Annotated in this window: 25 protein-coding genes and 1 riboswitch; of the genes, 9 read left to right on the top strand and 16 right to left on the bottom strand. The window is 63.1% G+C overall.

All coding sequences use genetic code 11. The features are described from left to right. Nucleotides 1-80: 80 nt before the first annotated feature. On the bottom strand, nucleotides 81-266 hold the full coding sequence (locus AC07X9_RS11615) for a PspC domain-containing protein (protein WP_017181125.1): 186 nt from the start codon (nucleotides 264-266) through the stop codon (nucleotides 81-83). Nucleotides 267-606: 340 nt separating this feature from the next. On the opposite strand from AC07X9_RS11615, the gene AC07X9_RS11620 reads away from it, so the two are divergent. Further along, complete coding sequence (locus AC07X9_RS11620) at nucleotides 607-996, top strand: gamma-glutamylcyclotransferase family protein (protein WP_017181127.1); 390 nt, start codon at nucleotides 607-609, stop codon at nucleotides 994-996. A gap of 102 nt (nucleotides 997-1,098) precedes the next feature. Here the strand turns inward: AC07X9_RS11620 and AC07X9_RS11625 are convergent, their stop codons facing one another. After that, on the bottom strand, nucleotides 1,099-1,632 hold the full coding sequence (locus AC07X9_RS11625; RefSeq protein WP_017181128.1) for a peroxiredoxin: 534 nt from the start codon (nucleotides 1,630-1,632) through the stop codon (nucleotides 1,099-1,101). A 23-nt stretch (nucleotides 1,633-1,655) separates the two neighbouring features. Continuing rightward, nucleotides 1,656-2,045 carry a VOC family protein gene (locus AC07X9_RS11630; protein WP_026002055.1) on the bottom strand — a complete coding sequence of 130 codons (390 nt, stop codon included), beginning with the start codon at nucleotides 2,043-2,045 and terminating at the stop codon, nucleotides 1,656-1,658. A 105-nt stretch (nucleotides 2,046-2,150) separates the two neighbouring features. Between AC07X9_RS11630 and AC07X9_RS11635 the strand changes: the two genes are divergently transcribed. The 4 genes from AC07X9_RS11635 to AC07X9_RS11650 all read left to right on the top strand — a co-directional run bounded on the left by AC07X9_RS11635 (nucleotide 2,151) and on the right by AC07X9_RS11650 (nucleotide 5,218). Further along, on the top strand, nucleotides 2,151-2,624 hold the full coding sequence (locus AC07X9_RS11635; protein ID WP_017181130.1) for a hypothetical protein: 474 nt from the start codon (nucleotides 2,151-2,153) through the stop codon (nucleotides 2,622-2,624). A gap of 39 nt (nucleotides 2,625-2,663) precedes the next feature. Next, a complete protein-coding gene (recF, locus tag AC07X9_RS11640) occupies nucleotides 2,664-3,737 on the top strand; it encodes a DNA replication/repair protein RecF (protein WP_017181131.1) in 1,074 nt (357 codons plus the stop codon). Nucleotides 3,738-3,845: 108 nt separating this feature from the next. Further along, nucleotides 3,846-4,388, top strand: a complete 543-nt coding sequence (locus AC07X9_RS11645) for a CHAP domain-containing protein (RefSeq protein ID WP_026002056.1) — start codon at nucleotides 3,846-3,848, stop codon at nucleotides 4,386-4,388. Nucleotides 4,389-4,465: 77 nt separating this feature from the next. Continuing rightward, a complete protein-coding gene (locus AC07X9_RS11650) occupies nucleotides 4,466-5,218 on the top strand; it encodes a CHAP domain-containing protein (RefSeq protein WP_026002057.1) in 753 nt (250 codons plus the stop codon). Nucleotides 5,219-5,242: 24 nt separating this feature from the next. Here the strand turns inward: AC07X9_RS11650 and AC07X9_RS11655 are convergent, their stop codons facing one another. From AC07X9_RS11655 to AC07X9_RS11675, 5 genes are all read right to left on the bottom strand, one after another. Next, nucleotides 5,243-5,518 (bottom strand): DUF3297 family protein, encoded by a 276-nt coding sequence (locus AC07X9_RS11655; RefSeq protein ID WP_017181134.1) that lies wholly within the window; start codon nucleotides 5,516-5,518, stop codon nucleotides 5,243-5,245. Between the two features lie 100 nt (nucleotides 5,519-5,618). After that, entirely contained in the window at nucleotides 5,619-5,909 is a 291-nt protein-coding gene (locus tag AC07X9_RS11660; protein WP_017181135.1) for a hypothetical protein, read from the bottom strand. Between the two features lie 110 nt (nucleotides 5,910-6,019). Next, on the bottom strand, nucleotides 6,020-7,261 hold the full coding sequence (locus AC07X9_RS11665) for an SAM-dependent methyltransferase (protein WP_026002058.1): 1,242 nt from the start codon (nucleotides 7,259-7,261) through the stop codon (nucleotides 6,020-6,022). 31 nt (nucleotides 7,262-7,292) lie between these two features. Beyond that, nucleotides 7,293-8,039 (bottom strand): molybdopterin-binding protein, encoded by a 747-nt coding sequence (locus AC07X9_RS11670; protein WP_017181137.1) that lies wholly within the window; start codon nucleotides 8,037-8,039, stop codon nucleotides 7,293-7,295. Continuing rightward, nucleotides 8,036-8,758, bottom strand: a complete 723-nt coding sequence (locus AC07X9_RS11675) for a cytochrome b/b6 domain-containing protein (protein ID WP_017181138.1) — start codon at nucleotides 8,756-8,758, stop codon at nucleotides 8,036-8,038. Before AC07X9_RS11675 ends, AC07X9_RS11670 begins: the two co-directional genes overlap by 4 nt. Before the next feature lie 318 nt (nucleotides 8,759-9,076). Here AC07X9_RS11675 and AC07X9_RS11680 point away from each other — a divergent pair, with 318 nt between their 5' ends. Continuing rightward, on the top strand, nucleotides 9,077-9,583 hold the full coding sequence (locus AC07X9_RS11680) for an outer membrane beta-barrel protein (protein ID WP_017181139.1): 507 nt from the start codon (nucleotides 9,077-9,079) through the stop codon (nucleotides 9,581-9,583). 56 nt (nucleotides 9,584-9,639) lie between these two features. Here AC07X9_RS11680 and AC07X9_RS11685 read toward each other — a convergent pair whose 3' ends face one another. The 3 genes from AC07X9_RS11685 to AC07X9_RS11695 all read right to left on the bottom strand — a co-directional run bounded on the left by AC07X9_RS11685 (nucleotide 9,640) and on the right by AC07X9_RS11695 (nucleotide 11,941). Beyond that, nucleotides 9,640-10,062 (bottom strand): hypothetical protein, encoded by a 423-nt coding sequence (locus AC07X9_RS11685; RefSeq protein ID WP_017181140.1) that lies wholly within the window; start codon nucleotides 10,060-10,062, stop codon nucleotides 9,640-9,642. Between the two features lie 74 nt (nucleotides 10,063-10,136). Then, a complete protein-coding gene (rlmN, locus tag AC07X9_RS11690; protein WP_026002059.1) occupies nucleotides 10,137-11,405 on the bottom strand; it encodes a dual-specificity RNA methyltransferase RlmN in 1,269 nt (422 codons plus the stop codon). A 47-nt stretch (nucleotides 11,406-11,452) separates the two neighbouring features. Further along, nucleotides 11,453-11,941 (bottom strand): hypothetical protein, encoded by a 489-nt coding sequence (locus tag AC07X9_RS11695; protein WP_017181142.1) that lies wholly within the window; start codon nucleotides 11,939-11,941, stop codon nucleotides 11,453-11,455. A gap of 171 nt (nucleotides 11,942-12,112) precedes the next feature. On the opposite strand from AC07X9_RS11695, the gene dnaN reads away from it, so the two are divergent. From dnaN to AC07X9_RS11710, 3 genes are all read left to right on the top strand, one after another. After that, the gene (gene dnaN / locus AC07X9_RS11700) at nucleotides 12,113-13,225 is read left to right on the top strand and encodes a DNA polymerase III subunit beta (RefSeq protein ID WP_017181143.1); all 1,113 of its coding nucleotides are present in this window, start codon (nucleotides 12,113-12,115) and stop codon (nucleotides 13,223-13,225) included. Nucleotides 13,226-13,326: 101 nt separating this feature from the next. Continuing rightward, the gene (locus AC07X9_RS11705) at nucleotides 13,327-15,942 is read left to right on the top strand and encodes an EAL domain-containing protein (protein WP_026002060.1); all 2,616 of its coding nucleotides are present in this window, start codon (nucleotides 13,327-13,329) and stop codon (nucleotides 15,940-15,942) included. A gap of 107 nt (nucleotides 15,943-16,049) precedes the next feature. Beyond that, nucleotides 16,050-16,256 carry a hypothetical protein gene (locus tag AC07X9_RS11710; protein WP_017181145.1) on the top strand — a complete coding sequence of 69 codons (207 nt, stop codon included), beginning with the start codon at nucleotides 16,050-16,052 and terminating at the stop codon, nucleotides 16,254-16,256. 65 nt (nucleotides 16,257-16,321) lie between these two features. On the opposite strand, the gene AC07X9_RS11715 is transcribed toward AC07X9_RS11710, so the two are convergent. The 5 genes from AC07X9_RS11715 to thiC all read right to left on the bottom strand — a co-directional run bounded on the left by AC07X9_RS11715 (nucleotide 16,322) and on the right by thiC (nucleotide 22,800). Further along, nucleotides 16,322-16,744 carry a response regulator gene (locus AC07X9_RS11715; RefSeq protein WP_026002061.1) on the bottom strand — a complete coding sequence of 141 codons (423 nt, stop codon included), beginning with the start codon at nucleotides 16,742-16,744 and terminating at the stop codon, nucleotides 16,322-16,324. Between the two features lie 76 nt (nucleotides 16,745-16,820). Beyond that, the gene (locus AC07X9_RS11720) at nucleotides 16,821-19,580 is read right to left on the bottom strand and encodes a hypothetical protein (protein WP_017181147.1); all 2,760 of its coding nucleotides are present in this window, start codon (nucleotides 19,578-19,580) and stop codon (nucleotides 16,821-16,823) included. 261 nt (nucleotides 19,581-19,841) lie between these two features. Next, nucleotides 19,842-20,237 carry a type II toxin-antitoxin system death-on-curing family toxin gene (locus tag AC07X9_RS11725; RefSeq protein WP_017181148.1) on the bottom strand — a complete coding sequence of 132 codons (396 nt, stop codon included), beginning with the start codon at nucleotides 20,235-20,237 and terminating at the stop codon, nucleotides 19,842-19,844. Next, a complete protein-coding gene (locus tag AC07X9_RS11730; RefSeq protein WP_017181149.1) occupies nucleotides 20,237-20,464 on the bottom strand; it encodes an AbrB/MazE/SpoVT family DNA-binding domain-containing protein in 228 nt (75 codons plus the stop codon). Before AC07X9_RS11730 ends, AC07X9_RS11725 begins: the two co-directional genes overlap by 1 nt. A gap of 389 nt (nucleotides 20,465-20,853) precedes the next feature. After that, on the bottom strand, nucleotides 20,854-22,800 hold the full coding sequence (thiC, locus tag AC07X9_RS11735) for a phosphomethylpyrimidine synthase ThiC (protein WP_026002063.1): 1,947 nt from the start codon (nucleotides 22,798-22,800) through the stop codon (nucleotides 20,854-20,856). Nucleotides 22,801-22,844: 44 nt separating this feature from the next. After that, a riboswitch (TPP riboswitch) is annotated at nucleotides 22,845-22,954 on the bottom strand. Nucleotides 22,955-23,081 lie beyond the last annotated feature (127 nt).

A 23,081-nucleotide genomic window follows, 5' to 3' on the forward strand; every position in this document is an offset into this window, starting at 1 on the left:
GGATGATAAAAAGCCGCCCAGGGCCAATGCCGGGGCGGCTCTTTTATTATGGAACGACTGTGATCCAACTTGGCGTTGGCTCAGCCTTCAGCAAGCCAGCCAGCGAGCAGATAAGCCACAACGCCGACCGGGCCGAGTGCGCAGAGCGTCAGCAACACAGTGGCGACGCGGATCAGCGTGACGTCAATTCCCGTGCGGTTGGACAAGCCCGCGCACACGCCCATGATCTTGCCGTGGCGACGGTCGAGGGTGAAGCTGTTGTTCATGAATCTGGCCTTCTGGTAATGCAGTTGAAAATACGGGTCGATCAGGCGATCGGCAGAACCGGCACGGCCGCGCTGACGAACAGGCTGGCGACGAGGAAAGCGCCGACAAGAGCGACGGCGGTGTTGTGGACCTTGGCGATGGACATGGTAGAAACTCCCTGATTTTTGGCTGGTCGGATGATCCGGCCTTGATGCCAAACAGGATTGCAGGAGCCGTGCCAGTTTCACTTTTGCCCGGAAATTCGCGATTTTCAGGCGTCATGTCCGCAAGTTCGCCCGCGTTCATTTCCATCAATTGGGGAAATTTCCCGTTTATCGGTATAATTTTCACAGGAGCAGCATGAGCAGCCCCTTGCTTTTCGTCTATGGCACGTTGCGCCCCGGCTTCGACGGGCCGATGGCGCGCTGGCTGCGCAGCGTGGCCCCCGCCGTCGGTTTGGCCACGGCGCGCGGCTCGCTATATCGGGTGGAAGCCTATCCGGGCTTCGTGCCCGATGATGCAGGCGAGGTGATGGGTCATCTGTTCGCCCTGCCCGACCCGGCAGCGCTACTCGCCCGACTGGACGAATATGAGCAATGTACCGTGCATTTCCCCGAACCGCACGAATATCGGCGGGAGAAGGTGAACGTGCAGAGCCCTGATGGCCCTATTGAGGCCTGGACCTATATTTACACGCGCGACGCGACCGGGCTGGAGCGGATTGCGAGTGGGGATTTTCTGGCCGGATAGTCCGGCACCCGTTCGCCCTGCGCCATTCGACGCCTTATCCCCCTTCGCGAAGGAAAGGGCTGTCGTTTGGCAGGCGCGCGAACGGGTGTCAGCAGGGTCCGCCTATTTCTGCTTCATCGCCTGCACCGCCGCCAGCGTGGATTTGACATGTTCGGCATAGTTCATTTCCGAATGGACGAAGGCGATGCGGCCAGACGGAGCGATGACATAGGAGGTACGGTCGGTCATGCCCGGCCGCATCTTGAGCGCGACGTCATAGCCCGACACGATCCCCGGCCCGGCCGAAGCAACGGCGAACTTGCCCGCGCATTCCTTGGTCGAAAACGCCACCAGATCATCAACGGGGTCTGCCGACATGCCGATGACGGTCGCACCGGCCGCCTTGAACTTGTCGATATTCTCGGCAAATTCGCGCGCTTCGGCCGAACAGCCCGGCGTGAACGCCTTGGGGAAGAAATAGAGGACGACAGGGCCGCGCTTCAACTGATGCGACAGGGTCAGGGTGAAAGTCTTGCCCGCCTGCGCACCGCGCGTGGTGAAATCGGGTGCCTTGGCCCCGACGGCAAGGGCAGCCATGGCCCCGCTCGATCCTAGCAGGGTCGCGGCGGCGGCAAGCAACAGGGTTAGACGCTTCATCATCAGGCTCCTTAAACGGACGGTCAGGCGGCGGGCGCGGGCGGCTCCCACAATTCGATGGCATTGCCTTCGGGATCATGAATGCGGGCAAAACGCCCGACATCGGGATGATCCCATTCCGCATTGGTGATGACGGCAATGCCCGCATCCCGCAAGCCGGTCAGAAGGGAATCGAGATCGGATACCCGCAGATTGATCATGAACGCCTTGTCCGCGGCGAAATAATCGCTGTCGGCCTTGAACGCGGCAAACACCATCGGTCCGCCCAATGTTCGCCAGGTCCATTCGTCAGGCTGGGCGTCGGGATCGGACACGCAGCCCGCACCCACGCCCAGATGGGTGCGATACCAGGCGTTGAGCGCATCCGGATCATGCGCGCGAAAAAATAGTCCGCCCATTCCCAGTACCGGCATGCCATGCTTTCCTTCCTTCATGATCGGGCCGGAGGATAGCATGCCCGCAAAGGTCCGTCACGGCAGGAGACAGGAACCGCCGGGCGTTTCGCCGGTTCTTGCAGGATGCGCCCTGCCCTTGCCCTGCTGCCGGTGATCGCCCTTGCTGCCTGCGACAAGCCTGCCGACAAACAGACGTCGCAACCCGGCGTCGTGGCCAATATCAATGCTCCGATCGAGCCTGCGCCGGAAGCGCCGCCGCCAGCCAACGTCACTGCGCCAACACCGTCGCCCGACCAAGCGACATCGGGGAAGATTCCGATCGATCTACAGGGTCGCTGGACCGGGGTGAGCAATCGGTGCGGGGACAGGGCAGCCGATCTGGAACTGAACATCCTGCCCGACCAGCTGGTTTTTCATGAAAGCGTCGGCACGGTCGAAGCGGTAACGCCCGGCGCGAAAGGCGAAGTCGCGGTCAAGGCGGCATTCACTGGCGAAGGTCAAAGCTGGACCCGCACGCTGACGCTGCGACCGGCGGCGGACGGTGCGACGCTGACGATCGTCAATGACGGGGCGGCGGTGACGCGCAAGCGCTGCTAAACGCTTTCCCATGGCGATGGACCGGGCTACAGCCGGACGATGATCGGCCGCCTGACCCTGAGCGATTTCCGCAATCATGCGGACGCGCTGATCGTGCCCGATCATGGCTTCATCCTGCTGACCGGCGACAATGGTGCGGGCAAGACCAATATATTGGAGGCGGTGTCGATGCTGGCGCCCGGACGCGGGCTGCGCGGCGCGGCGTTGCGGGCCATGGCGCGGCAGGACGGGCCGGGCGGATTTGGCATCGCGGCAGAGGTGGATGGGGTCGTGCTGGGCACCGGCGTGGTCGCTGCGACGCCCGACCGACGGCAGGTGCGGATCGGCGGGGTAGCATCATCGGCCAATGCACTGGCCGACCATCTGTCGATCGTCTGGCTGACCCCGGCGATGGACCGGCTGTTTCTGGACAGCCCCGGCGGGCGGCGGCGTTTTCTGGATCGATTGACGCTGGCGCTGCATCCAGCCCATGCCGCCCACAGCGCGCGTTATGATGCAGCGATGCGGGCGCGTAACCGGCTGCTCACCGACCAGCGCCGGGCCGATCCAGCCTGGCTCGCCGCGCTGGAAGCGCAGATGGGCGAGCATGGCGTGGCGCTGGCGGCAGCGCGCAGCGATCTGGTCGCGCGGCTGAACCTGGCCTTGGCGGGGCAGCCCGACGCACCCTTTGCCCGTCCCATGATCGCGATAGAAAGCGAGGAGGATGGCAGCGACCTGCCCCTGGCCGAACGGCTGGCGCGGGAAAGGCGGCGCGATGCGGCGGCGGGGCGCACCTTGTCCGGGCCACACCGGCACGACCTGTCGGTGCTCCACATCGCCAAGGGCCAGCCAGCCGCCCTGTGTTCGACCGGTGAGCAAAAGGCTTTGCTGCTGTCGATCCTGCTGGCTCATGCCACGCTGGTCGCCGAGCAGCGCGGCCAACCGCCCGTGCTGTTGCTCGATGAAGTGGCCGCGCATCTCGACCCGTCGCGACGGGCCGCCTTGTTCGATCGGCTGGAACATACGGGCGGGCAGGTATGGATGACAGGCACGGAATCGAGCCTTTTCAACGAATTATCATCTGCAACCCGGCTGACTGTAACAGCGGGTCATGTTTTTCGTTCCGCAATATAACCCGCCACCGCAACGACTCGTCGCCCGGCACTTTTCAACGCGCCCTTGCTCTGCCCTAAAGCATCTCAACGGGGCAAAAGCCTGAATCAAAGTCGGGGTCGCATTCGCATGATCGTTAGTTTTCAACGGCTTATCGCCGGTGCTATGCTTGCGTTCTCTTTCCTGATCGTTACGCCTGCGACCGCTGGTGTTCTGCAATGCGTTCCGTTTGCTCGTCAGGTGTCGGGCATCCAGCTCCACGGCAATGCCAATACCTGGTGGGACCAGGCGCAAGGCCGTTATGATCGCGGTCATGAACCGCGTGTCGGCGCTGTCCTGTCCTTCGCCTCCAGCCGCGCCATGCCGGTCGGTCATGTCGCGATGGTGAGCAAGGTGGTCAGCCCGCGCGAAGTGCTGCTGACCCATGCCAACTGGTCCTATCGCGGCGGTATCGAACGCAATGTCCGCGCCGTGGACGTGTCCGCCAACAATGACTGGTCGGATGTCCGCGTATGGTATGGCCCGATCGGCAATCTGGGGCTGCGCTCCAATCCGGCAAACGGCTTCATCTATGCCGACCAGCCCAAGGACATCGAACAGCCGGTGCAGGTCGCCATGGCTGACGCCGTCACCGACGCCAGTGTCACCGGCGCTGCCCGTTCGGCTTTCTGAACGGCTTAACCTCTTCATAAAGGGTCCGATCTAGGATCGATCCCGGTGGGGCGATTCTTTAGGTTTCGGAATCGCATATGGTTCGACAGTTACGCTGGGCGGCAATGTGCCTGCTGTCTGGTCTGAGCGCGGCACCCCTGTTGGGTGCGAGCGCACTGCAATGCGTGCCTTACGCGCGCATTGTGTCAGGGGTGGAGATTCGCGGCGACGCGCTGACCTGGTGGGACCAGGCTGCGGCGCAATATCAACGCGGGCATGAGCCGAAAAAGGGTGCCGTGCTGGCCTTCCGTCCAGTCGGGCCGATGACATTGGGGCATGTCGCCGTGGTCAGCCGCGTGCTGGACGACCGGCGTGTGCTGATCCGCCATGCCAACTGGTCAGCGCCGGGCGCGATTGAGGAGGATGTGCTGGCGATCGACGTGTCGGATGCGGGCGACTGGAGCCAGGTGCGGGTGTGGCATAGCCCAACCGCGCAGATGGGTGCGCGCACCAATCCGACATTCGGCTTCATCTACCCGGCCAAGGCGAAGCTGCACGAATTTACGCCCGACCCGGCGCTGGGTAGCAGCGTCCGTTTTGCCCGTGTCGATCGCGACCAGTGGGACGATGTACGCCTGCCTGCCGGAGTGACGCCGTCGCGCAGTACGCCAACTTATACGCGCGGTCAGCCAGCGGCGCCGAAAATGGCACAGGCCAAGGCGACGGCGCGCAAGGCCGCGCCGAAATTGGAGACCGACCCCTTCATCGTCGAATATGCCGACAGCACCCCATCGCAACGGACGCTGAGCGCGATCATCGCCGATGTGAAGCGGGAAACGAGACTGAACTGACCGACGCTAATGCGCCGATGCCGGTCATTCGGCGTCGGCGGATTTCTCTTCGGACGGTTCCGCTGGGTTCTGGAACCAGGCTTCGACCGGCCCGCTCAACTTGATCGTCAGCGGATTGCCGTGGCGGTCGCGAGTCTTGCCGGCGGCAACACGAATCCAGCCTTCGGAAATCGAATATTCCTCCACATCATTGCGTTCGCGTCCCTTGAAGCGAATGCCGATCCCGCGCTGAAGGACGTCCATGTCGAAATGCGGGCTGCGCGGGTTGGTGGAAAGATGATCGGGGGGCGTGTCGCTCATGGTGAGATGCTTCCTGCAATGTTGCGCCCGCGCCTAGCCGTTTGCCCGCGATGCTGCAACCCGCCTCCGGTTGGCGGCGGGTTGCAGGCTGGTCATGCCATTAGCGGCAGATGCGCACGCGCACGTCGCGGCGGCGATAATAGTCGTAGCGCCATTCGGTCCAGCAGCGCTGGCGATAGCCACGATAATAGCGGCGATTGTCGCGCCAGTCGCGCCGATGGCCGCGCCAGTGGCGGCGATTGTCCCACCGGCCATTGTTCCAGTGATGCCCACGGTCGCCGCGCCAGCCGTCACGATAGCCGCCATGATATTGTGCCTGCGCCGGGACTGCCATGCTCAGCCCCGCCACGGTCAGGCCAAGCGCCGCGGCACCTTTCCAGATGATGTTCATATCCTGCTCTCCTCACTGCCCCGCCGCTCCAGAGGCAGGACCATGAGGGGACAATGGCCCAAGCCGACTGAACCGTCCGCGAACACGCCATTTAGCGGCGGTTCAGCCAGTCAGCGGCCCTGAAGCGCGGCTTCCGTTTCCTGCATATAATCGCGGGTGATCGGCAGGGTGCGCCGGTTGCGGGCATATTGAACCTGGTAATTGACCATGCCGCCATGTTCGAACACCGTCGCCGCGCCCGCCAGATAGAAGGTCCAGAGGCGAAAAAATCGTTCGTCGTACAGCGCGATGATATCCGCCCGGTGGGCCATCGCCCGCTTGTACCATTGGCGGATGGTCAGGCCATAATGGATGCGCAGGACCTCCGCATCCGTGACCATCAGCCGCGTACCCTCGCTGCCGGCCACCATTTCCGACAGGGCCGGGATGTAGCCGCCGGGGAAGATATATTTCTGGGTGAAGGCGTCGGTCGTGCCCGGCCCGCCCATGCGGCCGATTGTATGGACCAGCATCACCCCGTCCGGTGTCAGCAGATCATGGCATGTGTTGAAGAAGGTGCGGTAATGGGCCGTGCCGACATGTTCGAACATGCCGACCGATACGATTCGGTCGAACGGGCCGGTCATGTCGCGATAGTCAATCAGTTCGAAGCGGACATGGTCTGAAACCCCCGCGTCGGCCGCCCGCTGCCGTGCGATCTTGAGTTGTTCTTCCGAAAGGGTGATGCCCGTCACATCGACGCCGCAGGTGCGGTGCAGGTAGAGCGCCATGCCGCCCCAGCCACAGCCGATATCCAGCACCCGCATCCCCGGCTTGAGCAGCAGCTTGGCGGCGATATGGGCCTTCTTGTCCTCCTGTGCCTGATCCAGGCTGATGCCCGCTTCATTGTCCGCGTCGGGCCAATAGGCGCAGCTATATTGACGGTCGCGGTCGAGGAAGAGGGCATATAGCGCGGCGGACAGGTCATAATGATGGGCGACATTGGCCTTTGCCCGCGCCTTGTGATTGGCGCGCCACAATTTTTGCCGGACGGTGCCAAGACCGCGCGCCAGCACATTCTTTGCGTCAATGGAACGGCCGCTTTCCCATGGATTATTGGCGCGAATCATGGAGAGGAATTCCAGGATGCCGCCGCCCTCGATCGTCACCCGCCCGTCGATATAGGCTTCGGCCATGCCCAGTCGCGGATCGCGCACAATGTCGAAGGCGACCCTTTTATCCTGCAACCGCAACGCCAGATCGGGAAAGGCCGGATCGGCTTTGCCGACGGTGAAATGCGCGCCATCTGGGGTAAAAATGGTCAACTGGCCACGGGTGACCAACCGCCGCAATATTCGCTCGAACAGTGTCATGACGATACCTTGTCACTCACAGGAACGCAGATCAAATCCCCGCATACCAATCATAACCGGCATAATCCTCCCAAAAGCCGCCCTTGCCCTTGCCGATGCCGTCCAGGGTCGCGACGGCTTCGATCCCCATCAGATATTTGGCCTGCTTATACCCCAATTGCCGCTCGACACGCAGACGGAGCGGGGCGCCGTTGGCGACAGTCAGCGGGCGATCGTTGAGCGCATAGGCAAGGATCGTCTGGGGATGGAAAGCGTCGAACCGGTCGATACTTTCATAATATGGCCGCCCCCCGCCCATATCGTCGGCACAGCGAAAGACGAGATAACGCGCGCGGTCACTCAGTCCCGCGGTCTCCAATATGGGTTTGAGCGGGACGCCGCGCCATTTGCCGATCGCGCTCCAGCCTTCGACGCAGTCATGGCGGGTGATCTGGGTGCGGTGAGGCATCGCCTGCAACTGGGCCAAAGACAGCGACAGCGGGCGCGCCACCAGTCCGGTCACAGGCAGTCGCCAATCGGCAAAGCCGCTGCGCCACAATGCCTTATAGGCAGGCGTATTGGGATTGGCCGTACCGTTGGCGCGGAAGATAGGCGAGATCTGATCGGGGCGGAATTCCTGCGCCAGCGCGTCACGCGCCATCAGGCTGCGCTGCGCCCAGCGATGGAAATTTTCGGCCGAGAAGAGGGCTTCCCGCACGGCCTCGTTACGGCCAAGCCGGTCGCATCCCGCCAGCGTCGCTGTGGCGCCCAACAGCAAATGGCGGCGGGTGAGAATCATGGGCGTTCCTCCGGCACGCGATAGCGGCCCGTGATCATCGATCGCACCTCGTTCACCGGCCCGGCAAGAAGCACCATCAGGATATGGACGAGGAAAAAGGCGACCAGCGCGAAGGCGGCGATAAAGTGGAGAGAGCGCGCCGATTGCCGTCCGCCGAACAGATCGACCAGCCATGGCCACGCCGCATTCATGCCGGGCGCCATGGTCAGCCCGGTCAGGATGATCAGCGGCAACAGAATGAAGATGACGCCGATATAGCTGGCCTTTTGCAGCACATTGTAGCGCAACGCCGCGTCGCCGGTGGGAAAGCGCAGCCGCGCGTGGTCCTTGATGTCCTGCCAGATATGACGCGGGGCGAGATCATCGCGACGGAAGGCGAGATCGCGGGCGATGTGCCGGTTGGCGAGGCTCCAGAGCATGTAGAAGAGCAGCGCAAAGGCAAAGATCGGCGCAGCGGTCAGGTGCCAGTGGCGCGACATGGCCAGATTATAAAACGCAGGCAGCGTAAGCCATCCGGGGAAGCGATCCAGTTCGAGCCAGGCGGCATCGAAATTCGCACCATAATGCCCCCAATAAAGACGAGGATGGGCGTTGAAGATGCCCAGCCCGCTGGTGAACAGCGTGTAGAGCAGGGCTGCGTTCAGCCAGTGCCACAGCCGCGTCGACAGGCGGTGCCGCTTGACTGTGCCGGTTGCCTTCTTGGGGGTCTGGCTGTCCATGGTCCCTATCCTAACCGATCGCGCGGCCCAGTCCACGGCTGTTCGCAATGGCGCGCGCCTGCCATTCCATCATGTTGTTACACTTTTGCAACAGACAGTTGAAATCATTTGAAATAAAGACCTTGCCCCTTTGCAAACGAAAAGAGCCAACCTAGATGGCGATTGCGCGACGACGATGCCGATCGCAACCATATAAGCCACTGACAAGGTGGATATATGGGCAAGAGGAACCATGTCATTTTTATCGTTATTTCTTTGCATCGAACCTGAACGCTGGATGAATTAGCCATTCGGCCATGAATATATATTGAGGACTTTATGAAAACTGTGATTTTCGCAGCGATCGCTGCTGCCTGTGTTTCGGCCCCTGCTTTCGCTCAGGATGCTGCGCCCTTCACCGGGCCGCGCGCGGGCGTGACGCTGGGCTATGACAATGCGGGTGACGAGGACGGCTTCGCCTATGGCGTGACCGCCGGCTATGACCTGGCGCTCGCACCGCGCATCACCGGCGGCGTCGAAGTCAGCCTGGGCGACACCACTGTCGGCGATTCCGGCGTGGAAATCAGCCGTGATCTCGCCGCGTCGCTGCGCCTCGGCTTCGTCGCCACCCCGCGCGTCCTGGCGTTCGGCAAGGTCGGCTATGCCACTACCCGCATCGAAACGCTGGGCGTTGGCGCGGCGTTCGAGGGCGTCCGTTTCGGCGGCGGTCTGGAATTCGCCGCGACCCCCAACACTTATATCTCGGCTGAATATCAGCGCACCGAATATGAGCAGAATATCGGTGGTCGTGACGCCGCGATGGTTGGCGTCGGCTTCCGTTTCTGATCCTTGTCGATCAGTTTGGAATAAGGGAAAGGGCGGTCCGTGGGGCCGCCCTTTTTCTATGCAGGCAGAGGTTTGAGGTCCGGTGCGACCCAGCCCCTGCGCGCCGCAACCGACATCAGCGTCGCCCGCGACCAGTAAGCGAAAAGCCAGTCCTTGTTCCCCAGCGGCGACGCCATCAGCGCAGCGAAGGCGCTGGCGGGCGTTGAGTCCGGCGGCAGGGCGGCGAGTGTCATGCGGGTCATGTGCAACGATGCCTGGGTGATGGTTTCATGATAGCCGCCCATGTCGCTGTTCACCCCGCCCACACTCTCATTATAGCGGCGGATCATGTCGGGCATATCGCGTTCCGGTACGATGTCGGGACGTTGAAGGATCAGCCAAAGGGCGGTCGCAAAATGCGCGCCGTGGGTCCAGGCCGCCTTGGGCAGGGTGCAACCGCAAAAGCCGGTCGCCAGCCGCTCAATCTCTTCATCGGTCATCGTCAGTCCCCCACAATGAAAAGCCCCGCCGTTGCGGGCGGGGCTTGCTGCATCCTGTCGCCGTGGGGCGACGATCAGCCGAGCGCCGCCTGCTTTTCCTCGGCCAGCCGGTCGAGTTCGGCGCGGCTTTTCTTTTCGCTGGCCGATTTGAGTTGTCCGCAGGCCGCCATGATGTCGCGCCCGCGGGGGGTGCGGACCGGGGCCGAAATGCCGCCTTCGAACACTATGCTGCTGAACGCGCGAATCCGGTCGGGCGTCGAACATTCATAGTCCGTGCCGGGCCAGGGGTTGAACGGGATCAGGTTGACCTTGGCCGGCAACTTATACTTGCGGATCAGGCGGACCAGTTCGCGCGCATCCTCATCGCTGTCATTCTTGTCCTTGATCATCACATATTCAAAGGTGATGCGGCGCGCATTGCTGGCCTTGGGATAGTCGGCGCAGGCCTGGAGCAGTTCCTCTATCCCATATTTCCTGTTGATCGGCACCAGTTCGTCGCGCACTTCCTTGGTCACGGCATGCAGCGAGACGGCCAGATTGACGCCGATTTCCTCGCTGGCGCGCGCCATCATCGGAATGACGCCGCTGGTCGACAGGGTGATGCGGCGGCGCGAGAGGGCAAGGCCATCGCCGTCCATGACGACTTTCAGCGCATCGCGGACATGCTCGAAATTATAAAGCGGTTCGCCCATGCCCATCATGACGATATTGGTCAGCATCCGCCCGTCGGGCGAATATTGCGGGGCGTCCTCATCTTCATCGTCCGGCACCGCGGCAGCGCTGCCCATATTCCCCTTGGGCCATTCGCCCAGCGCATCGCGCGCCAGCATGACCTGACCCACGATTTCGCCCGGCGTAAGGTTGCGGACCAGTCGCATCGTGCCGGTGTGGCAGAAGCGGCAGTTGAGGGTGCAGCCGACCTGGCTCGACACGCACAGCGTGCCGCGATCGGCATCGGGGATGAACACCATTTCATAATCCTGCCCGTCGTCCGACCGGAGCAGCCATTTGCGCGTGCCATCGTTCGAAACCTGCGCCTCCACCACCTGCGGGCGACCGACGACAAAGCGCTCCGCCATCCAGCCGCGCATCGGCTTGGCAAGGTCGGTCATCGCTTCAAAATCCGTCTCGCCGCGATGATAGAGCCAGTGGAACAGCTGTTTGGAGCGCAGCTTGGCGGCTTTTGCGTCCAGCCCCGCTTCCTCCAGCACCGACTTGATCTGCGGGCGCGACAGGCCGAGCAGGTCGGTGCGGCCATCGGCGCGCGGCGTCACGGCGCGCGGCACGGGCACAGGGTCGACAAGGCCGGGAATCGGCATGATGGGGTTGGCGGCTGATTGCATGATCGCGCCCATAGTCGATTTTCGGCGACGATTAAAGCGTTGCCGCTTTACCGCAGCCGCGCGCACCCCAGCGCGGCCGCGTCGATCGCGGTCGCCGCGCCGCGCAGGGCGTAGGCGTCGGCAAAGGCGCGGCCCTGCGCGTCTCTGGTCTGGATGCTCATGCTGCTGGCGGATCGCATGGCGGCGATGATCGTGGCGTCGCCGCGGGCGTCGGCGGCCCAGGCGTCGCTGCGCCCCGCGACCAGGGTGAAGCGGCGTTCGCCGACGGTGAGCGTCACTGGCGCCTTGTCCGCACGGTTGCGGCTCAGGCGGAAATGGACCTGGCCGCGCACCTTCTGCCGTGGCCAGGTGCCGACCGCCGCGAAGCCCGGACTGACCCGCCCGGCGCGCTTGACGGGGCGGGCAATCGCGTAACAGCGCGGCGTGGCGGGATCCCGGAACGCCCCCCAGGTTTCGAACATGCCCAGCGAATCACGCGCGAACGCAGGCGATGCGACCAGCAGCAAGATCATCAGACAGGCGGCGATGCGGCTCATCTGCCAAGGCAGAGCGCACCCTGTCCCGTTTTGCAAGGGTGCTGCTGCGCGAAAGCGCGAGCGAGTGCTTGCCCATGCCGCAACAGCGGTTATGAAGAACCATCCATCATAGTCACCCGGATTCGACTGCATCCGGGCACTTGCAGAAAAAGAAACGGACAGAACAGGGACATGAAGGCCACCATCGAACGCGCGACGCTGTTGAAGAGCCTGAGCCACGTCCAGTCGGTGGTCGAGCGGCGCAACACGATTCCGATCCTGTCCAACGTGCTGATCGAAGCGTCGGCGGACGGCGCTATCAAGCTGATGGCGACCGATCTGGACCTGCAGGTGGTCGAAAGTATTTCGGCGCAGGTGGAGCAGGCTGGCGCGACCACCATATCCGCCCACACTTTGTTCGACATTGCGCGCAAGCTGCCCGAAGGTAGCCAGGTGTCGCTGGCGGCGGCCGATGGCAAGATGCTGATTCAGGCCGGGCGCGCGCGCTTCAACCTGTCCACCCTGCCCCGCGACGATTTCCCGGTGATCGCCGAGGGCGACCTGCCGACCAGCTTCGAACTGCCCGCCGAAACATTGAAGCAGATCATCGACAAGACGCGCTTTGCGATCTCGACCGAAGAGACGCGCTATTATCTGAACGGCATCTATTTCCATGTGTCCGATGATGGCCAGCCAGTGCTGAAAGCCGCGGCGACCGATGGCCATCGCCTCGCCCGCGTCACCGTGCCTCGTCCCGATGGCGCGGACGGGATGCCCGGCATCATCGTCCCGCGCAAATGCATCGGCGAACTGCGCAAATTGCTCGACGAGGTCGAAGGGTCGGTGCAGATTTCGCTGTCCGCCAGCAAGATCCGCTTTGGCCTGGGCAGCGCGATCCTGACCAGCAAGCTGATCGACGGCACCTTCCCCGACTATAGCCGCGTCATCCCGACCGCCAACGACAAGCTGCTCAAGATCGACCCGCGCAGCTTCGAGGAAGGGGTTGATCGCGTTGCGACCATCGCGACCGAAAAGACCCGCGCGGTCAAGATGAGCCTGGACCGCGACAAGATCACCCTGTCGGTCACCAGCCCCGAAAATGGCACCGCCGCCGAAGAAGTGTCCGGCGTGTTTCAGGGCGAGGGTTTCGACATCGGCTTCAACGCGCGCTACCTGCTCGACATATTGGGACAGATCGACAGCGAGACGGTCGAATTGCATCTGGCCGATGCCGCCGCGCCTACGCTGATCCGCGAGAATGACCGCAGCCCTGCGCTCTATGTATTGATGCCGATGCGGGTGTGACCAAAGCCATGTCTAACGAGCGCGTTTAGTGTCGTTAAACATGCAAAAGTCCCCTTATTTGAAGTAATTCTATGTAAAGGAACGGACGTTAAACAACGCGCATGTCTCGATTGCGCGCGTCCCTGTCCGATACTCCCTCCCGCTCCATGTCCCTCATGGTCGCGCTGGGGCTGGCAGAGAGCGGGACCGAGGTGGCCGCGTCCTGGATTTCAGGCGCATTCGTCCAGATCGCTCGGCTATGGCCGCTGATCCTGCTGTCCAAGCTGTGCGTGATAAGCCTGCTGGGCATCCCGCTCTTCCGTCCCGATGATGCGCAGCAGTTCGGCGTCCTGGTCGTGATGCTGCTGGTGGACGGCGCGTTGATGCTGGTGCCGCGCTGGCCGGTGTTTCAGGAGCGGATGCCCCACATCCAGAATTGGCTGATGCTGCCAATGCTGTTCCTGTCCGGCCTCAGCTTCAGCCTGTGGTTAAAGCATGATCCGAAAACGGTGTCGGACTCGCTGTTCCTGGCCGCTGTGCCGGAACTGGCAGTCGCGCTGCTGGCGGTATGCATCGTGGGCGACCGCCGTTTGTTGGGGATCAGCTATTTTCTGGGTGCGCTGCTTGTGTCGGTGGCGGCAAAGGCGGGCCCGGCGCAGATCGGCCTGCTGGTCAGTTGCGTTATCATCATGGCAGTCGCCACGCTGCGACAGGCGACGGCGGACCGCGAGCGGGCCATCGAACGCCAGCGGCAGGATTTGCGTGCGCAGCGATCTGACCGGCTTTTGCAGGAGCATGAGCGCACCGGGCGCGGCTGGTTCTGGGAAACCGACCGGCAGGGTTGCCTGACCTATATTTCCGATACACTCGTTCGCACATTGGACGCGCCCAAGGGTGGGCTGATCGGCCGGCCGATCACTGAAATGATCCGCCCCGGCGACAAGCAGCAGGGCGATGGGGAGCGCACGCTGGGTTTTCACCTGTCGGCACGCACTGGCTTTTCCGACATTTCCGTCCGCGCTGCCATGGCGAAGGAGGAACGCTGGTGGTCGATTTCCGGCCAGCCGGTATTCAATGAATATGGCCAGTTCCACGGTTTTCGCGGATCAGGCACCGACCTGACCGAAATGCGTCGCAGCCAGGCGGAAGTCACGCGGCTGGCCCAGTTCGATTCACTGACCGGCCTCGCCAACCGCATTCAGATGCTGCGTTCGTTGGAGCAGGCTGTGGCCGACCGGCATGGCAAAGCGGGCGATTGCACGCTGATGATGCTGGACCTGGACCGGTTCAAGAGCGTCAACGATACGCTGGGCCATCCGGCAGGTGACGCACTGCTGCGGCAGGTGAGCCAGCGATTGCAGCGGGTCGTAGGCGACCGGGGCCTGGTCGGGCGTCAGGGCGGTGATGAATTCAAGATATTGCTGCCGGGTCGCCAGGATCAGGCGCAACTGGCGCAACTGGCGCAGAACATCATCGCCACCGTGTCGCAACCCTATTCGATCGAGGGAACGGCGGTCGTCATCGGCGTGTCGATCGGCATTTCATCTTGTCCGCAGGACGGGGTGACAGCCGACGCGCTGATCCGCAACGCCGACCTGGCACTCTATGCGGCCAAGGGCAATGGCCGCGGCGTCCACCGCTTCTATTCGTCGGACATGCATGCCGATGCCGAAGATCGCCGCCAGCTGGAGGAGGATCTGCGCCACGCGCTGGCCGCCGACGGGCTGCATCTGGTCTACCAGCCGGTGGTGTCGTCCAAGACGGAGCAGATTGCCGGCTATGAAGCGTTGCTGCGCTGGGAACATCCGGTGCGGGGGCCGATTTCCCCCGCCTTGTTCATCCCGATCGCCGAGGATACCGGCCTGATCGCGCAAATCGGCGAATGGGTGCTGCGCACCGCCTGCCGCGACGCCGTCCAGTGGCTCGATGACATCCGCGTTGCGGTGAATGTGTCGCCGACACAATTTGCCAATCCCGGTTTTCCGTCGACCGTCATGAATGCCCTGGCCAGCGCGCAATTGGCGCCGGAACGGCTGGAGCTGGAGATTACCGAAAGCGTATTCCTGAACGACGATGACGGCACTGACGCCATGTTTGCGCGGCTCAAGGCACTGGGCGTGCGGCTGGCACTCGATGATTTTGGCACCGGCTACTCCTCGCTCGGCTATCTCAAAAAAGCGCCCTTCGACAAGATCAAGATCGACCAGAGCTTCGTGCGCGGAGCCGCGACCAAGGGCAGCCGCAACAGCGCGATCATCAAGGCGATCGTCAGCCTGGCCGAAGCGCTGGGCATGGATACGACGGCCGAAGGCGCGGAGACGCAGGATGAACTGGCGTTGATCCGGCAATTGGGGTGCAGCCATATCCAGGGCTATATCTATGGTCGCCCGATGCCCGCCGCCGACGTTCTGGCAAGTCAGCGGGTCAATGGTTCGGCGGCGTCGGCGGACGGCTTCCAGTCCAGTCGTCCCGCGCGCAAGACCATGTTGCGCACGATAGCCGTGCATCATGACGGCCATGTCTATACCGGACGGGTCCGCAACATATCGTCAACCGGCGCCCTGATCGAAGGGTTGTGGAACGTGCCGCTGGGCACATTGTTCGCGATCGAACTGAGCGAAGGCCAGTTCGTCAACGCCACCGCCCGCTGGTCGAAGGACGACCGCATGGGCGTAGAGTTTGCCGGAGCGGTGGACATTGGAGCGCTGCGCAACGCGCCCAAGGCATTGGCATCCTGACGGCGTCGCAACTGTCGGTCTCAGCAATAAAATATCACGAAATCAGGCTGGAACTGCACATCTGAGCGGAGATTATCATCGGCACACCAACTCAATGGAGACTGCCGATGCATTATAGGGATGATCGCGATGGACAGGAGCGGACCAGCCGCAGCGGGCATAACGGCCTGGCGGTTATTGGCGCGGCGCTGTTTTTGGGCATTGCGACGCTGAGCGCCTATATCCTGTCCAACAATCACACGACCATAAAACCCGCCAGCGGGACGGCGCAGGCAATGGCGTTGGCCAGTTCCAATTCATCGAGCCCAGACTGATGGGCACAGGAAAAGGGGGACGGAAGCGATATGCTTCTGCCCCCCTTTTCCTTGTCCAGATCTGGTCAGGCGGCGATCGCGACCGGTTCCGCTTCCGCCTCGATCAGGCCGCGCGCCACGCTCTTGATCAGGGTCACGAAGCGGGTGGCTTCCCGCACGATCATCGCCTTGTTGAAGCAGGCCGCAGCGCCCCGGTCCATCGCTTCGGCGACGATCGGCGCGCCGTCCCGCATCAGGCTGGACAGCATGATCACCGGGCATGGTTCCATGTCCATGATCTCGTCCAATATCGTCATGCCGTCCTTGCCTGGCATGGCGATGTCCAGCGTCACCACATCGGGCTTTTCGGCCCGGATCATCTCTATCGCTTCCACCCCGTCGCGCGCGATGCCGACCACCTCAACCCGGCGGTCGCGTTCGAGCAGCGTTTCGATCATCGCGCGGATGGTGAGCGAATCGTCGACCACCACAATTCTGATAGGCTTCATCTGCCGTCTCCCCGAACCGTTTATGAGCATCATAACGACCGGGGCGGAACAGGCTTTAGACGTGGCTAACACCCATTTAACTACGTGGCCCATTATTGGCGGCAAAATTGGGGAAGAAGAGCTTGCGGAAGCTGATCGTAACTGCGCGGCCCAGCGGGTCGAGATAATCCTGCTGGTAACGCAGCGGCGTCATTCCGCTCGCGTCGGTGACCTCGCGACGCTGGTTGAAGATATTGTCGATACCGATCGACAATCGCGCGCCGCGCAGGAACGGCACGGACTTCACCAGTTGCGGCATCTGGCCCAGATTGGCGAACAGACGCAGATTGACCGTCGCCAGACTGCCAAAATCGAGCCGCGAACTGCCGCCAAGCGCGCCATCGACATGGGTGCCGCTTTCCCAGTCCAGGCCCAGCCGCGCGCCGATGCCGTTATTCATATAGCCGATCCGCCCTTCCAGTTCATGACGCGGCTGGCCGCCTGACGATCCGGTCGCGTCGCCATCCAGCAGGTTGAGTTGCGGCACGCCGGGCGCGATCGTGATGCTCTCGGTCAGATGCCAGGTGTGATAGAGGCTGAAGCTCAGCCGCCCGCTACCGCCGCCGGGGCCACGCGAACCGCCAAAGCCACCAGAACCGCGACCGCCGGAACGTCCACCGCCAGCACCCGTGCCACCCTCGCCGCGCGGCCGGTCGCCGCCTTCGCCGGGTGGGCGGGCGCCTTCCGGCCGGGGTTGGCGATTGCCAAACAGGCCCTGCAATTCGGGCGGACGGTCTTCCGGCTTGGCGCCTGCCGCGCGCCAGGCTTCGACGACCTTCTGGATATGCGACTTGATCGGGATCGACAGATCGAAACCCCAACGCAGTTGCTCGCTTTGCGCCGCCAGGAAGTTGGTCGGGCGGGTGTCGATCTGAAGCAGATTGCCGTCCGCGTCACGCAGGAAGCGCTGGGAGAAGGCCGCCTCGATCGCCGGGGTGGGCGAAGGGAAGGCTGCGATCGGGTTGCTGGTGCGGCTGTTGAGATAGGTGGCGGTCAGCGTCAGATTGGGCTTGGCGAGCGGCTTGATATTGGCGCTGAGGCGGAACTGGTCTCGCACGCTTTCGCGCAGGTTCGCATTGCCGCCCGACAATTGGGTGACGAACACGCTCTGTCCGGTCGCATAGTCGAACACGGTGACATTGGGGGTGGCGACCAGCGGGTCGGTGATCTGCGTGCCGGTCGGCGCGGCGCGATCCTGATTGGCGGACATCAAAAACTGCACCGCCTTGACCGGCTGCCAGCGCAGGCCATAGCCGATCGTCGAGAGGGTGCCGAAGTCGGAAAGCTGCTGCGCGGCGAGGTTGAGGTTCACGCCAATGTCGCCGATGCCGCCCAGCACATGCCGAGACCGGCTGGTGAGCGGCAGGTCGATGCTGACCTGCCCGCTGCCGATTTCACGGTTATAGTCGGACCGGCTTTCTATTCCGGCACGGGTGGAGCGGCTTTCAAAGCCGTTGGCCGATGCACCGATACGTACGGACGTCATCGCCTGCCCGGCTGGCAGGTCGAACAGTGCGCCGCTGATCAGCAGATCGCCCTGCACCGCCTGCGACCTGGCGCGGGCCCGGTCGGTCAGGCGGGTGGCGAGAAGGTCGGGCGCAAAGCTGCCATAGGGACTGACGCTGGCGTCGCCGGCATCGAGCGCAGCCTGGATCGCGCCGGTCGCCACGCCCCTGTCGGTGCGGGTACGGGTGATCGACAGGTCGCCATTGCCGGTGAAGGACCATTGCCAGCTACCCGCCAGCCGCCCGTTCAGCGTGACGCCGACATGCGCCGTCGTGCCGCGCACCTGCTGCCCCAATGCGCCGGGTTGAACCAGATAACGGGAAAGCGCGACGTCATTGGCAAAGGGGGAGAAAGGGCTGGCCGCAGGCAGGGTCAGCGCGGCCCGCGACAGGCCTTGCAGCGAATCGCTGTCGGACAGTTCCAGCCGCCCGTTGATCGTCGCCGACACGCCGCCCAGGGCGCGGGCCAGGGTCGCATTGGCGCTGAAATTTTCGGTCGCGGGGCTGAGCGTGCGATAGGGGGTGAGGTCGACCGCGTCGCTTGTCGTTGCGCCCGGCACGAAGCTGGCCAGCGTCGGCAGGGCCGTCGCAGCGCTGGCGGGAACACTGGTCTGGGTCACGATCGCACCTGCCAGTGCGGAGAGCGCCGGGTCGATTTCCGCGCCGCGCGTGGTGGCGGTGAGGCGGGACGCGCCGGTGTTGACGATGTCGCGCTCGCTTTCCAGCAATTGCGCGGCGCGGCGATATTTGACGTTCAGGGTGAAGCGATTATCGCCCTGGATGCGCAGGAAGCCGCCCTCCGCCTGGCCATTGTCGCGCCCGCCATCGGTGGTGGTGCCGCCGCGCAGATCGACGGTTTCGGCGCGGAAACGCTGACGCAGAACGATGTTGACGACCTTTTGCGTCGCGGCATAGCCGTATGAGAGCGCGACCTGTTCGGGCAATATGTCGACCCGCGCGACCGCTTCGGAGGGCAGGTCGGAAATTTCCGAAAAGCTGGAAATCCGCTTGCCGTTGAGCAGGATGACGGGCGAACCGTTGGTCTGGGGCGACAATTCGGTGAGCAGTTCGGAAATGGAGGTCACGCCCAGCGCCCGCACATCCGCGCCGCTAAGCTGTTGCTCAGGCTCGATCTTGCCCGGCACCGCGCCGCGCTGTGGCTGGCCGGTGACGACAATTTCCTCGCCATCGTCCATTTGCGGATCGGCCTGCGGCGCGACTTGCGCCCTCAGCGCGCCGGGCGCGGCCCCCAGCATCAGCGAAAACAGGACGAACGAAGTGGATCGGCGCACGCATTTACCCCCGGACAATATCTCTTGCCTCTCCTCTAGCGGGCAGTTGTCGCAAAATATTGGCAATGGCCAGCGGGAATTGTCGCAAGATGTAATCGGCGCGGAAGTTCGCAAACTTCGCCCATGTCGCGCATGGAAATTTTGCCCAAAGTCGGCGGACGAGCAACGCGAGGGTGCGCTGTCGGGGCAGGAAAAGCAGACGGTGGGAAGGAGCCGGGGCGCAGGTTAGCAGCAACCGGCGCCGTAGGACAGGTGCGGGCTTCAGGCGGCGGCGATATGCTGGCGGAACCAGTCGGCCAGGTCGGTTTCGGTGAGATTGCCGGCGGCGAGTTCAAGGAAGGCAACGACCAGTTCGGCGTCGGTCGCGGTCAGTCGATAGCCGTTGAGCAGCAGGAAGGTTTCGCTGACCACTGCCGCGATCCGCTTGTTGCCGTCGATAAAGGCATGATTGCGCGCGAGACCATAGGCATAGGCCGCCGCCAGCGCCGCCGCGTCAGGATCGCCATAGAGCATCTGATTGTGCGGGCGCGCCATGGCGCTTTCAAACAGGCCGCGATCCCGCAGCCCGTCGCCCCCGCCGCCATGTTCGGCAATCTGTTCGGCATGGGCCGCCTCCGCCACGGCGGGCGTCACCCAGACCCAGTCCCGGTCCGCCATTATTTGGCGAGTTCACGCAGCGCCCGCTTGCGCCGCGCCATGACATCGCGCGCCGCCGCCATCTGCGCATCAAAATCCGGTTCGGCGGCAGACAGTTCGATCCCGCGCGGGGTAAGGACGACCGAGAGGCTGTCTCCGGCACTGGCGTGCAGATGGGCCAGCAACTCCTTGGGCAGGATGACCCCGGCGCTGTTACCGATCTTCGTGATTTTGAGGGGCGCGTTCATACGGGGGTTATAACGCAATATGTCGCGATTGCCAATTTAATCGGAATCGATCTGATCGCCCAGTCCTGCCCTTCTTAAATGCTCCGCCCAATCGGGGCGGCAATTCCGCGCTCTGATACAATCCACTTCACCAACGTGCATTGCGTCCATCATCCGACCAAACTCATCCTCGGTTTCTGGTTGATGGGAAACATAGCAATGTGGCGTTTCTCCATCGGGGGCCACATCTTCCCAAACGCCACAGGATATGCAGCAACCATCCTCAACATAGAATGTGCCCGGCACATTGGCTGGATGCGGCGGCAACGGAGAGTAATTAGCTACAGCCAACGGTTGCCGGACCGATCGTCCCAAAAATCTGTTCAACCAATACCGGATCATCCGACCCCTCAATCCCGTTCCCTGTCCCCAGCGCCCATATATAGCTCGCTGCCGGTTTCCCTGAACACCCGGCTCATTTCCGCCATACCCTGTTCGGCGGTGGCGGCGTCCAGCGGTGCGCCCCCTCCACCCTCCCCGTGCCGGGGAGGATTGGCGGCGATGAAGGTGTCGGCGTCCTGATTTTGCCTGGCGGCGAAATCGCGGACCTCTTGCGTGATTTTCATCGAGCAGAATTTGGGGCCGCACATCGAGCAGAAATGGGCTGACTTCGCGCCTTCGGCGGGGAGCGTCTGGTCGTGATATTGTTCGGCGGTGTCGGGGTCGAGGCTCAAGTTGAACTGGTCGCGCCAGCGGAATTCGAAGCGGGCGCGGCTCAGGGCGTCGTCGCGGACCTTGGCGGCGGGATGGCCCTTGGCAAGGTCGGCGGCGTGGGCGGCCAGCTTGTAGGTGACGACGCCGACCTTCACATCGTCGCGGTCGGGCAGGCCCAGATGCTCCTTGGGCGTGACATAGCAGAGCATCGCCGTGCCGTACCAGCCGATCATGGCCGCGCCGATGCCGCTGGTGATATGGTCGTATCCCGGCGCGATGTCGGTGGTGAGCGGCCCCAGCGTGTAGAAGGGGGCTTCGCCGCAGGCTTCGAGTTGCTTGTCCATATTCTGCTTGATCTTGTGCATGGGGACATGGCCCGGCCCCTCGATCATCACCTGCACATCCTGCGCCCAGGCGCGTTTGGTGAGTTCGCCCAGCGTGTAGAGCTCGGAAAACTGCGCTTCGTCATTGGCGTCCGCGATCGATCCGGGGCGCAGGCCGTCGCCCAGGCTGTAGGCAATGTCATAGGCTTTGCAGATTTCGGTGATCTCGTCGAAATGCTCGTAGAGGAAGCTTTCCTTGTGATGGCTGAGGCACCATTTCGCCATGATCGAGCCGCCGCGCGAGACGATGCCGGTGACGCGCTTCGCCGTCATCGGGATATAGGCGAGGCGGACGCCCGCATGGATGGTGAAATAATCGACGCCCTGTTCGGCCTGCTCGATCAGCGTGTCGCGGAAGATATCCCAGGTCAGTTCCTCGGCCACGCCGCCGACCTTTTCGAGCGCCTGATAGATGGGGACGGTGCCGATCGGCACGGGCGAGTTGCGGATGATCCATTCGCGCGTGTCATGGATGTTGCGGCCCGTGGACAGGTCCATCACCGTGTCCGCGCCCCAGCGGATCGACCAGACCAGCTTGTCGACTTCGGAGGCGACGTCGCTGGCGACGGCTGAGTTGCCGATATTGGCGTTGATCTTGACCAGGAAATTGCGGCCGATCGCCATCGGTTCGGATTCGGGGTGGTTGATGTTGCTGGGGATGATCGCCCGGCCGCGCGCGACTTCGTCACGGACGAATTCGGGCGTCACATAATCGGGGATGGCCGCGCCCCAATCCTGCCCGTCGCGAATATATTCGGCGAGGCGCGCACGGCCCAGATTTTCGCGTTCCGCGACATATTCCATTTCCGGCGTGATGATGCCGCGTCGGGCATAATGCATCTGGCTGACGTTCATGCCGGACCGCGCGCGCAGCGGGCGGCGGTGGTGGCCGGGGAATTGGGCGACGCCGCCGGAGCGATCCGGGCCTTTGAGGCCGTTATCTTCGGGCTTTACCGCGCGCGGATCATAATCCTCCACATCGCCGCGCGCCATGATCCAGTCGCGGCGCAATTGGGGCAGGCCCGCCATGATGTCGATCTGCGCATTGGGATCAGTGTAAGGACCGGACGTGTCATAGACTCGCACCGGCGGCTCGCCGCTGCCCGGTTCCAGCGTGATTTCGCGCATCGCGACGTTGAGCGGGCCGACATGGATTTTCTTCGATCCACGGATAGCGCCAGTGGTGACGTTCATTGCCGCCTGCCGGCGGATGAAGCCTTCGGCTTCGGGCATCTCTGTACGGGCGGGGACGTCTGCCATAAGTCACTCTCCTTGCAGCGAAAGAGAGAGAATGCGGGCGGTGTGAGTGCGCGCTTAACCCTCCCTACGCCGGTGTTAGCCGGATCAGGTTCAGCGGGTCGCGGCCACAAAGCCGCCTCTCAACCGTCTGCGGACGGTCCCCCGGGGATGGCGGCAAGGGTAGTGGGTTTGGCGGGCGGGGTCCAGTGACTTGTCGCTGCATCGCCGGGGCGGGCCGGAGCCGCGCAGATTCTTTGCCCCCCGAACCATTTGCATATTGCATTGCAACAGGGGGTAGCGTT

Source organism: Sphingobium sp. GW456-12-10-14-TSB1, from assembly GCF_059424385.1.